We start from the raw sequence: 10,544 nt of genomic DNA, 5'->3' as shown, positions 1-10,544 counted from the left end.
GCCCGGGCCCGGGCCCCGGCCCCGGCCCCGGTTTCGGATCCGGATCCGGCCCCGGCCTCGGTTTCGGATCCGGCCCCGGCCCCGGCCCCGGTCTCGGTTTCGGCCCCGGATCCGGCCCCGGCCCCGGCCCCGGCCTCGGTTTCGGATCCGGCTATCGCAGGGCGCTCGCGCGCCGGTGGCCGGGGATGTCCAGCCACCAGGCCGCGGTCGTGCGCGCCACCGGGAGGAAGTCGGCGCGGGTCAGGATCGCGGTGAGCAGGTCGTCGCGCGAGGCCATGCCGAGCGCGTAGACCAGGCTCTGCAGCGTGGCCGCGGTCACCGGGTCCCGCTCGTTCAGCCACACGGCGTGGTGGTGGGCGACGGCGGTCCGCAGGAAGTCCCCGCCGGCCCGGTCGGCCGCCACATGGCCCAGGCCGCGCACGGCGGCGTACGCGGTGGGCCGCGGCACGCTCGGCAGCACCGCGAGCCGCTGGAGCAGCCCGCGGTGGCGGTGGTCGCCGAGGACGCGCAGCGCCTCCAGCAGCACGACCGCGAGCCGCTCGTGCCGGACGGCCGGCGGGCGGACCAGCTCGGCGGCGAGCGCGTCCGCCAGCACCGGGCGGTACGGGGTGGCCGCCAGCAGGAAGGCGGCGTAGAGGCGGACGTCGAAGAGCGGACTGGCCAGCGTCTCGGCGACCAGCGCGGCCGGGATCGCGGGATCGCACACCCGGTCGGGTTCTACGGTGCCCAGTCGCGCCGTCACCCTGCCGACCGCCGCGGCCACCAGTGCGCGGGCATCCGCATCGGACTCGCCCCTGTTCCTGTGGTGTTCGTCCGGTCGGGCCGAGGCGCGGCGGCCCCGTACGGCCCGGGCGTACTCGGGGTGCAGCGCGGACAGATGCCCGCGCAGCGGCTCGACCTGGTCGCCGAACGGGCCGTCGCCGCTGGAGTCCCGTACCGCCCGGACGAGGGTCCGCAGCTGGCCGTCGTCGAAGTGCCGGTAGCGGACCTTGCGGAAGCACGCCATGACCGCGCCCCGGTGCGCCAACGGACCGCTGGGGCGGGCGAGTTCGCCCAGCACCAGGTCGGCCGCGTCGGGGTGTCCGCAGTTGTCCAGCGCGCAGACGATCTCGGTGGCCGTCGGCCGGGCCCGTCCGGCGGCCAGCGCGCCGCACACGGCGATGACGGTACGGCCGCCCCGCCGGTGGTTCAGCAGCCGGTTGAGAGACTCGAAGCGGAGCATCCACGGCAGGTCGTCGGCGATCACCATCTCCTCGACGAGCCGTTCGGCCAGCGCGGACCAGGTGCCCGACGGCATCAACACCACGTCGGGACGCGCGCACAGGCCGTCCACCAGCTGGTCCCAGTCGTCACCGGTCATCACATCGCCGGACACCGCCTGCTCCAGCAGGTCCTCCAGCGGCCGCGCGGCGGGGCCCGCCGGGTCGACGTCGAGGACGGGGCCGGGTGCCCAGTAGCGCCAGACGGTGCGCGCGGTGGCGGTGAGCGTGTTGCGGGGGAGGGCGAGCAGCTCCTCGTAGCGGCGAACCGCCCGCCAGGGAACGGGAGTTCGGCCCGTCTCCCAGCGCGACACGGTGCTGGCGCTCACCTCGCGGTCGTACACCCCGCCGTGGAAGGCCGCCGCGAAGGCCGGCAGTGATCTCAGCGAACTCTCCCCGGCCAGCAGGCGGTTGACCCGTAACAGCCAGGCGACGCGGGCCCGTCGGCCCAGTGGGGAACCCGCGGCGACCGCCGCGTGAGTATCCATCCGGCAAGTCTGGCAGGAGCCGGACATCATCAGGGCAAGGACGACAAATCTCACCGCCGTACCCCGTTTCCCACCGCCCGGTGACCGCCGTTGCACTGCCCGGCGAGCCGTGCAACGCGCCCGGAACCGGCCCCGCCGACGGGGTACCAACAGGGAACCGGCCCCCGACGGGCGGGTCCGGCACGGGGGTGCGGACCCGCCCTGTCGGTGGGGCGGGTGCGTGCGCTTCGGTGTGACGAACGTCCGTCCGATCGAGTGGACTCGCGGGGACGCGTACCGCAGGAGGACCCTCCGCGGGACTCCGGATGGTGGCGTGGCCACCTCAACCCCCAACCGGAAGAAGCGCCCCGGCATGCGACGTAGTCCTTCCCGACGCCTGGTGGCAGCCGCGCTGCTCGCGGCGTCCGTACTGATTCCGACGGCAACCACATCCGCCGTGGCCACGACGGCCACGGCGACCGTCTCCCTCCCGGGTGCCGACCGGGACGACTGCCCGGCGGGCCCGGGCGGCCTCGGTCGCACGACGACCGCCCGGCTGGACAAGGCCGTCGCCGACGTCCGCCGCCAGGCCGGCATCCCCGGTGTCGTCGTCGGGCTGTGGATGCCGGGCAAGGGCTGCTACGTCCGCGCGACCGGCGTCGCCGACACCGTCACCCACCGCCCGATGACCACCGACCTGTACGCGCGCATCGGCAGCGAGACCAAGACCTTCACCGTCACCGCGCTGCTCAGGCTCGTCGACGAGGGGCGGATCCGGCTGGACGACCCGATCTCGCGCTACGTCCGCGGGGTGCCCGACGGCCGGCACATCACGCTGCGCCAGCTCGCCGGGATGCGCAGCGGACTGTTCCCCTACACCGCCGACCCCGGCTTCGTGCACGACCTGCTGAGCGACACGAGCCGCTACTTCACCCCGCGCGAGGTGCTCGCGTACGGCTTCAAGCACGACAACACGTTCGCGCCGGGCAAGCAGTTCGAGTACTCCAACACCAATCTGGTGCTGCTCGGCCTGGTGATCGAGAAGGTCACCGGGCAGCGCGCCGCCGACTTCATCGACCGGAGCGTGCTGCGCCCGGCCCGCCTCGGCCACACGCTGCTCCCCGGCGGCCCCGAGTTCCCCGACCCGCACGCGCGCGGCTACACCAACCAGACGCTGAGCGGCGCGGTCGCCGACGCCACGGACTGGAACCCCAGCTGGGCCTGGACCGCCGGGGCGATGATCTCCGACCTGCACGATCTGCGCAGCTGGGCCAGGACCGTCGCCACCGGCACCCTCCTCAGCCCGGAGACCCAGCGGCAGCGGCTCAGGATGCTGCCGACCGGCTTCCCCGGCCTCAGCTACGGCCTGGGCATCTTCGAGAGCGGCGGCTGGATCGGCCACAACGGCTCCATCCCGGGCTACGAGACCGTCACCGTCTACCTCCCCTCGAAGAAGGCCACCCTGGTCGTCATCCTCAACACCGACATCACCTACGGCGGCCAGGAACCGTCCTCGCTCGTCGCCCGCGCGGTCACCGAGATCGTCACCCCGGACCACGTCTACGACCGGCCGGTCCCGTCGAACCCGGAGTCCCTCCGCTAGCGGCCGCCCCGAGCGGAGGCGGCAAAGGGACGAGGAAGCCCCCTTTCCCGTCCCTGTGCCGTCTTCACCGCACCGGCCCACTCGGCCGGCCCGCCGAGGTCCGCTTCCTCGGGCAGGATCTCCATGTCGATGTCCGGGCGGCCGAGCAGCGGGCCCAGCGCGAGACCGCGCTCCGGCGGCCAGAACTCGGGCTTCGCACCGGGCTCTACGCCGCCTACGTCCGCGGAATCCACGAACGGGTGGCCGCCCTCTTCGCCCTGCTGACCCAGGCCGGCCCGGACGTCGGCGAGGTCCTGGACACCGCCGAACAGGAACGCCTCACCGGCGTGACCATGTTCGTCACCCACCTCGACGAGACCGGCGCGCTCGCCCCGGGCGCGGATCCGGCCCACCTCGTGGACATCGTCTGGGCCCTGGCAGGACCCCAACTGCTCACCCGACTCACGGCGGGACGCGGCTGGTCCACCACCACCTACGAGCAGTGGCTGACGGACACGCTCACCGCGACGCCGGTTCCCCGCCCGTCGGGGAGGGAGGATTCACCAGCTGATCCCGGCCGCCACCGGCAGGTGGTCGCTGCCCGTGGCCGGCAGCACCCACGCCTTCGTCGGCCGTACACCCCGCACCAGGATCTGGTCGATCCGCGCCACCGGGAACTTCGCCGGCCAGCTGAAGCCGAAGCCGTCCCCGGCCGCGTCCTGGGCCGAGCGCAGCTGCGAGGTCAGGCCGGTGAGCTCGCGGTCGTCCGTGGTGCCGTTGAGGTCGCCGAGCAGCACCACCCGCTTGTCCGGCTCGGCGGCGACGGCCTTCGCGAGCGCCTTCGCGCCACGGTCCCGGTCGCCGGTCGCGAAGCCGCTGCTGGGCAGCACGCGTACGGATCCCAGATGGGCCACGTACACCGCGAGCGGCCCCCGGTCCGTGGTCACCGTGGTGCGCAGCGCCCGGTTCTCGGCCGCCCTGGCACCGGCCGGCAGGCGGTCCGCGAGCGGCCCGACGTCCATCGCGGTGTCGACCGCCCGGGTGTCCGACAGCGGCAGCCTGCTCCACACCCCGACCGTGCCCAGCACCGCGTGGTACGGGTACGCCGTCGCCAGCTCCTTCTCGTACGTGCCGCTCGCCCGCGCGGTCAGTTCCTCCAGCGCCAGTACGTCCGCGCCGGAGGCGGCCAGGTCGCGGGCGGTGCCGGCCGGATCGGGGTTGTCGGCGCCCACGTTGTGGCTGACCACGGTGAGGTCGCCGGCCCCGCCGGACCTGTCGCCGAGCAGTCCGCCGAAGAGGTTCAGCCACACCGCGACGGGCAGCACCAGGGCGACCGTCGCGGCGGCCGAGCGGCGCCAGAGCGCGCGGGCCAGCAGCACCGGCACGAACAGGCCGAACCACGGGAGGAAGGTCTCCACCAGGCTGCCGAGCCCCCCGACCCGGTTCGGGATCCACGCGTGCAGCGGCATGAGCAGCCCGAGCGACAGCGCGAGCACGGCCGACACCGGGGCACGCTTCCAGGGCCCGGGCCGGGCGACGGCCTCCGTGGCCGAGTCGGTGCCGGCGTCCGCAGCCGCCCCGGTGCCGATGACAGTGGCTCGATTCATACCGTCACTCAAAGCCGCCCCGTGTTGCCGCCGCGTATGAGCTTTTCGATACGTCAGCGATACGCGCCGCCTCGTAGCCTCGACGGTATGCGTGTGCTGATCGTCGAGGACGAGCCCTATCTGGCCGAAGCCGTCCGTGACGGCCTGCGCCTGGAGGCGATCGCGGCCGACATCGCGGGTGACGGCGACACCGCCCTGGAACTGCTCGACATCAACGCCTACGACATCGCCGTCCTCGACCGTGACATCCCCGGCCCCTCCGGCGACGAGGTCGCCCGCCGTATCGTCGCCTCCGGCAGCGGCGTCCCGATCCTCATGCTCACCGCCGCCGACCGCATCGACGACAAGGCGTCCGGCTTCGGACTCGGCGCCGACGACTACCTCACGAAACCCTTCGAGCTCCGCGAACTCGTCCTCAGGCTCAGAGCGCTCGACCGCAGGCGCGGTCACAACAGGCCGCCCGTGCGGGAGATCGCGGGGCTGCGCCTGGACCCCTTCCGCCGGGAGGTCTTCCGCGAGGGGCGCCATGTCGCGCTCACCCGCAAGCAGTTCGCCGTGCTGGAGGTCCTCGTCGCCGCCGAGGGCGGAGTCGTCAGCGCCGAGGACCTGCTGGAACGGGCCTGGGACGAGAACGCCAACCCCTTCACCAACGCCGTCCGCATCACCGTCTCGGCCCTGCGCAAACGGCTCGGCGAACCCTGGCTGATCGCCACGGTGCCTGGCGTCGGCTACCGCATCGACACCTCACCCGACGGAGGCCCCCGTGGATAGGCCCCCCGGTCCCATGGACAGGCCCCCCGGTCTCAGCGTCCGCGTGAAACTCACCCTCAGCTACGCCGGGTTCCTCATGGTCGCCGGTGTGCTGCTGCTCTCCGCCGTGTGGGTGTTCCTCAGCCGGGTGCCGCATATCGGGCTGATCCTCATGCCCGGCTACCAGGGCGCCGTCGTGCGCGCCTTCGCCCCGATCGCCGTCGTCTCGCTGGCGTGCCTGCTGGTGTTCGGGGTCGTCGGAGGCTGGTTCCTCGCCGGCCGGATGCTCGCCCCTCTGACCCGTATCACCGGCGCCACCCGGCTGGCCGCGACCGGATCGCTCTCGCACCGGATCCAACTGCCGGGCAGCAACGACGAGTTCCGTGAACTCGCCGACTCCTTCGACACGATGCTCGCGCGGCTCGAAGCGCATGTCGCCGGCCAGCGGAGGTTCGCGGCCAACGCCTCGCACGAACTGCGCACCCCGCTGGCCATCTCGAAGACGCTCCTCGATGTGGCCCGCACCGACCCGGCCCGCGACACCGGCGAGGTCATCGACCGCCTGCACACCGTCAACACCCGGGCGATCGACCTCATCGAGGCCCTGCTGCTGCTCAGCCGCGCCGACCAGCGGTCCTTCACCCCGGAACACGTCGACCTGTCCCTCCTGGCGGAGGAGGCCACCGAGACGCTGCTGCCGCTCGCGGAGAAGCACGGCGTCACCGTCGAGACCGGCGGCGACATCGCCCCGACCACCGGATCGTCGGCGCTGCTCCTGCAGTTGACCACGAACCTCGTGCACAACGCGATCGTCCACAACCTGCCCGCACAGGGCACCGTCCGGGTGACCACGGAGGTCCGCGCGCGGACGGTGGCGCTCACCGTCGAGAACACCGGCGAGCGACTCGCCCCGCAACTGGTCCCGACCCTCACCGAGCCGTTCCAGCGCGGCACCGAGCGCGTCCACACCGACCAGGCGGGCGTCGGCCTCGGCCTGGCCATCGTCAAGACCATCGCCGACGCACACGACGGCACCCTCACCCTCACCCCGCGCCCCACCGGCGGACTCCGCATCACCGTGGAACTCCCCACGCGGAACCCCCGTCCGTACGAACGGCATCCCGCCGTCGGCCGGTTCTGATCCACTCGAAGCCGGCCGCCGCCGAACGCTGGACGGTCGACCGTGACGCCCCCTGGGCGGCCTGGATGGACGACTCCGGTGTCACCCACGTGACCTGGGCGGGCGTCCCCACCGCCGCCGAGGCCGCGACCACCCCGGCCGGCTTCAGCCCCAACGGCGACGGCTCGTCCGACAGTTGGACCCCCAGCTGGACCCACGACCGTCCGGTGAACTGGACGCTCACCCTCAAGTCCGGCTCCACACAGGTCCGTTCACTGACCGGCACCAGCTCCACCGGCAAGGTGACCCTGCGCCGGACCGTCCCCGCCGCCGCCGTCACCGCACCGGCCGTCGCGAGCAGCGCGGGAACCACCGCGGCCGTGCCGGTCACCTGGGTCCTCGGCCCGGTCGACCGTCACCCTGGACGGCGTACTGGTCCCCTTTGACGCGACCCGGGGCATGCTGGTGGTCCTGTACGCGCGGGCCGGGAGGTGCCGGGATGCGGTGGTGGGCCGGAGGGCGGACGGTCGCCGTGGCGGTCGTCCTCGCGGGATGTCACGCGTCGACGGGCGGCGGATCGGTGGGCGGGGCGAGTCCCGGCAAGGGGAGCCCGTCGGCGTCCGCTTCGCCCGGCAGCTGTGCCGCCGGGCACGCGGAGGTCGTCGTAGGTCCCGGTGACGCGGTCGCGCGGCGGCTCTGTGTGCGGCCCGGGACCGTGGTGTCGCTGGTGCTGAGGCCGCGCGTGGACGACAAGCGGTGGACGGCCGTGCGGAGTTCCGCGCCGGTGTTCGCCCTGGTGTCCGGCTGGCGGGTGGACGCGGACGGTACGGCCCGTGCCTCGCTGCGCTGTGCGGGGACCCGGGCCGGGGCCGCCGAGATCACCGCGTCGGCGAAGGCCCCGGACGTGGCGGGCGCGGCACGGACCGCGTTCACGCTGCACGTGAGTGTGGTGCCGTACACGACGCAGGGGTGACCCCGGTGGTCCGGGGTCACCCCTGTCGGCCGTCTCCGGGTCAGCGGAGGCCGTGCACGCCGATGCTGTAGATGCCGCGTCCGTGGGTGGCCGCGTAGAGCGTCCGTCCGTCGGGGCTGAGCTTCAGCTGGAGTACGGCGACGGCCGGGAGGTTCCCGACGCGCTCCCACTTCGTACGGCCCGGCGCGCGGTAGACGACGCCGAGGTCGGTGGCGACGGCGAGGCCGCCGTTCGGGGTGACGACCGCGGAGTCGGTCGGCACGTCGGGCAGGTTCTTCGAGATGTCCTTCCAGGTGGTGCCGCCGTCGGTGGACTCGAAGACATGGCCCACACCGGCGCCGGGGCCCTCGGTCCAGTGCCGGGAGAAGCCGTTGACGACGAGGTAGACGTGGTCGGCGTTCTTGGGATCGACGGCGAAGCCGCTGAGGTAGCGGTTGGGCACGGTCGCGTCCACCGGGAGGCTCACGTCGTGCCAGCCGGTGCCGTCCGCGTTGCCGACGGAGATGCCGCGGGCGAAGCCCTGGTTGTTGCAGGGGCCGCACCAGGCCGCGTACACCTTGCCGCCCGAGGCCGCGACGGCCGTCGCGGTACGGCCGGCGCCGAGGTCGTAGACGCTGGTCCACTCGTCACCGCTGCGGATCGCGTAGCCGTGGGTCTGCACCCAGATGTGGCGACCGCCCGCGACCCAGGTCGCCGGGTTCTTCGCGTCGGCCGTGATCGGGGCGATGAAGCGGGCCTCACCGGTGGCGTTGTCGGCGGGAGCCACGTTGTACGACGTGATCTTGCTCGGGTCGGTGACCCAACTCCCGTCGTTCACCGCGCAGTTCTGGGTCACCTGGATGGCGAGGTAGACGTACTCCTCGGCGATGTTGCAGCCGTTGGCCGGGTCGGTGAGGGTGTCGCCGCCGTCGCCGCCGAAGTTGGAGCCCATCACCTTGTCGTTGCTGCGCAGGATCGACTGGCCGTTGTCCTGGAGGCCGCCGGTGACGGAGACGCCGCCGTAGGTGAGGTCCTTGCCGACGCCGACCGAGTAGTACTGGAGGGTGTCGATGGTGCCGTCGTTGAGCGAGGTCCAGTCGGTGGCGTGGCCGGAGGCGTCCTGGGAGCCGTTCAGCGGGCGCTTGTAGACGCCGCCGTCGTTGCCGACGTAGACGAAGCTCTTGCCGTGGTAGCTGCCGATCGCGACGCCGTGCTGGTCGGAGTGGGTGGTCGGGCTGCAGTCGCCGGTCTGCTTGGTGGGGTCGATGCTCCAGCAGGGGAAGCCGAAGTTCCAGTACGGGCCGACGGTCGACCAGTTGGTGCCGCCGTCCTTCGTCTCGTAGACCTCCTCCAGGCCCGCGTAGACGTGTTCAGCGTTGGCCGGGTCGACGGTCAGGAACTGGTTGTACCAGGCCTGCACGCCCGGCATGTAACCGCTGGAGGTGAGCGCCGAACCGTCGGCCGCCAGACCCTTGTAGTCGGCGATCTTCGTCCAAGGGCCGGTCGGGGAGCCGGACTTGGAGACGTAGATGCCCTCGAGACCGCTGTCCGGGTTGGTGTTGAGCTGCTCCGGGGACTGGTCGATGGCGTAGTAGCGGGAGCCGTCGGCGGAGCGTGCGAAGGTGACGTTGCCGACGTTGTCGGCGTCGGCGGGCAGGTCGCCCAGGCCGCTGGTGATCCGCGTCCAGGCGCCGTTCACCTTGGTGTAGAAGCCGTTGTAGTCGTCACCGCTGCGCCAGCCGACCGCGAGGACCACCTTCGAGGGGTTCTTCGGGTCGATCGCGATGTCGTTGGCGATGTTCTTGTACGCGGCCGAGGGGTCGCTCGCGAGTGAACCGCCGGGCAGATAGGCCGGGTTGGGCGCGAACTCCAGCTTCCAGGCGCCCTTGAGCGTCTTGGTGGAGTGGCTCCACACGCCCTCGCTGGTCGCGGCCCACACCTTGCCGCCGCCGAAGCGCAGTTCGTGGACGGTGGTGGATTCCAGTTCGTCGCCGCCGACCCGGCTGCGGGACGAGAACGTGCCGTGGCGGGGGTTGGACAGGATGTAGACACCGCTGCCGAGGTACGCGTCCGCGTTGGTCGTCGCCTCGCCGGTGCCCAGCCACAGCCGCCCGGCTCCGTCCAGCGCGAGCGCGCCGGTGGACTGGGCGGGCAGTTTGTCGCTGATGGGCTGCCAGTGGCCGCCTCCGTGACGGGAGCGCCATACGCCGCCGCCCGCACTGCCCGCGTACACGTACCCGTCGTTGTCGGCGGCCATCGCCGCCATGCGGCCGGTCACATTGCCCGAGCCGCCACTGGAGTTGGAGTCGTAGTCGCGGTAGCGCGAGTCGTCGGAGTTGTACGGCAGGTTCGTGACGTTGCGCCAACTGCCGCCCGTGCTGGGCAGGTTGGTCAGACTCGTCCAGGCGGCGCCGTACGCGCCCGGCGCGACGATGCCGGGTGAGGTGCGGGCCTCGGCGTACTGGTCCGCGCCCTCGGCTATCTCGTCGGCTTCGTTGCCGTCGTCACCGCCGTCGTCGTCGGCCTGGGCTTTCGCCTTGGGGCTGACCGCACCCACCGACTGCCCGCGTTCGGCGGCCAGTTGGGCCAGTGCGCGGACCCCGAAGGGGGTGCCGCCCGAGCCGGGCGCGGCGCCGGCGGGTATCGCCACGAGGGCGGCGGATGCGGTGATGGCGCAGATCGTGAACCAACGTCTCTTGCGGGTCGGTTGTGACACCAGGGCCTCCCGGGCGGGCACGGATACAGCCGTCGGGGACGACCCGACCACCGGGGCGGGGAGGAGTACGGCATTTGGACAGATCTTGACC

General features: G+C 72.6%; 9 protein-coding genes. 5 read left to right on the top strand and 4 right to left on the bottom strand.

Annotated features, from left to right (window positions below; translation table 11 throughout):
• Nucleotides 1–151 precede the first annotated feature (151 nt).
• Nucleotides 152–1,747, bottom strand: a complete 1,596-nt coding sequence (locus ACFXC1_RS23670; protein WP_381245523.1) for a helix-turn-helix domain-containing protein — start codon at nucleotides 1,745–1,747, stop codon at nucleotides 152–154.
• 352 nt (nucleotides 1,748–2,099) lie between these two features.
• On the opposite strand from ACFXC1_RS23670, the gene ACFXC1_RS23665 reads away from it, so the two are divergent.
• Complete coding sequence (locus ACFXC1_RS23665) at nucleotides 2,100–3,329, top strand: serine hydrolase domain-containing protein (RefSeq protein WP_381245521.1); 1,230 nt, start codon at nucleotides 2,100–2,102, stop codon at nucleotides 3,327–3,329.
• Here ACFXC1_RS23665 and ACFXC1_RS23660 read toward each other — a convergent pair.
• Nucleotides 3,326–3,721, bottom strand: a complete 396-nt coding sequence (locus ACFXC1_RS23660) for a hypothetical protein (protein WP_381245519.1) — start codon at nucleotides 3,719–3,721, stop codon at nucleotides 3,326–3,328. The genes ACFXC1_RS23665 and ACFXC1_RS23660 overlap by 4 nt on opposite strands.
• A gap of 147 nt (nucleotides 3,722–3,868) precedes the next feature.
• A complete protein-coding gene (locus tag ACFXC1_RS23655) occupies nucleotides 3,869–4,915 on the bottom strand; it encodes an endonuclease/exonuclease/phosphatase family protein (protein WP_381245517.1) in 1,047 nt (348 codons plus the stop codon).
• Between the two features lie 87 nt (nucleotides 4,916–5,002).
• Between ACFXC1_RS23655 and ACFXC1_RS23650 the strand changes: the two genes are divergently transcribed.
• From ACFXC1_RS23650 to ACFXC1_RS23635, 4 genes are all read left to right on the top strand, one after another.
• Nucleotides 5,003–5,686 carry a response regulator transcription factor gene (locus ACFXC1_RS23650; RefSeq protein ID WP_381245515.1) on the top strand — a complete coding sequence of 228 codons (684 nt, stop codon included), beginning with the start codon at nucleotides 5,003–5,005 and terminating at the stop codon, nucleotides 5,684–5,686.
• 13 nt (nucleotides 5,687–5,699) lie between these two features.
• Nucleotides 5,700–6,806, top strand: coding sequence for a sensor histidine kinase (locus tag ACFXC1_RS23645; protein ID WP_381245513.1), 1,107 nt, complete (start codon nucleotides 5,700–5,702; stop codon nucleotides 6,804–6,806).
• Nucleotides 6,807–6,871: 65 nt separating this feature from the next.
• Nucleotides 6,872–7,231 (top strand): hypothetical protein, encoded by a 360-nt coding sequence (locus tag ACFXC1_RS23640; protein ID WP_381245511.1) that lies wholly within the window; start codon nucleotides 6,872–6,874, stop codon nucleotides 7,229–7,231.
• A gap of 53 nt (nucleotides 7,232–7,284) precedes the next feature.
• Entirely contained in the window at nucleotides 7,285–7,758 is a 474-nt protein-coding gene (locus ACFXC1_RS23635) for a hypothetical protein (RefSeq protein WP_381245510.1), read from the top strand.
• A gap of 40 nt (nucleotides 7,759–7,798) precedes the next feature.
• Here ACFXC1_RS23635 and ACFXC1_RS23630 read toward each other — a convergent pair whose 3' ends face one another.
• A complete protein-coding gene (locus tag ACFXC1_RS23630) occupies nucleotides 7,799–10,453 on the bottom strand; it encodes a beta propeller repeat protein (RefSeq protein ID WP_381245508.1) in 2,655 nt (884 codons plus the stop codon).
• Nucleotides 10,454–10,544: the final 91 nt, after the last annotated feature.

Origin of the sequence: Streptomyces hokutonensis (assembly GCF_042751305.1) — a bacterium.
Classification (GTDB): domain Bacteria; phylum Actinomycetota; class Actinomycetes; order Streptomycetales; family Streptomycetaceae; genus Streptomyces; species Streptomyces hokutonensis_A.
Note: the sequence above shows the minus strand (reverse complement) of the source record. Positions and strands in the feature narration are given on the sequence as shown.

Bases quoted from the DNA above. Each gene is read 5' to 3' on its own strand.
- ACFXC1_RS23665 (WP_381245521.1), top strand. From the start codon at position 2,100: ATGCGACGTAGTCCTTCCCGACGCCTGGTGGCAGCCGCGCTGCTCGCG.
- ACFXC1_RS23670 (WP_381245523.1), bottom strand. From the start codon at position 1,747: ATGGATACTCACGCGGCGGTCGCCGCGGGTTCCCCACTGGGCCGACGG.
- ACFXC1_RS23635 (WP_381245510.1), top strand. From the start codon at position 7,285: ATGCGGTGGTGGGCCGGAGGGCGGACGGTCGCCGTGGCGGTCGTCCTC.
- ACFXC1_RS23650 (WP_381245515.1), top strand. From the start codon at position 5,003: ATGCGTGTGCTGATCGTCGAGGACGAGCCCTATCTGGCCGAAGCCGTC.
- ACFXC1_RS23645 (WP_381245513.1), top strand. From the start codon at position 5,700: ATGGACAGGCCCCCCGGTCTCAGCGTCCGCGTGAAACTCACCCTCAGC.
- ACFXC1_RS23655 (WP_381245517.1), bottom strand. From the start codon at position 4,915: ATGAATCGAGCCACTGTCATCGGCACCGGGGCGGCTGCGGACGCCGGC.
- ACFXC1_RS23640 (WP_381245511.1), top strand. From the start codon at position 6,872: ATGGACGACTCCGGTGTCACCCACGTGACCTGGGCGGGCGTCCCCACC.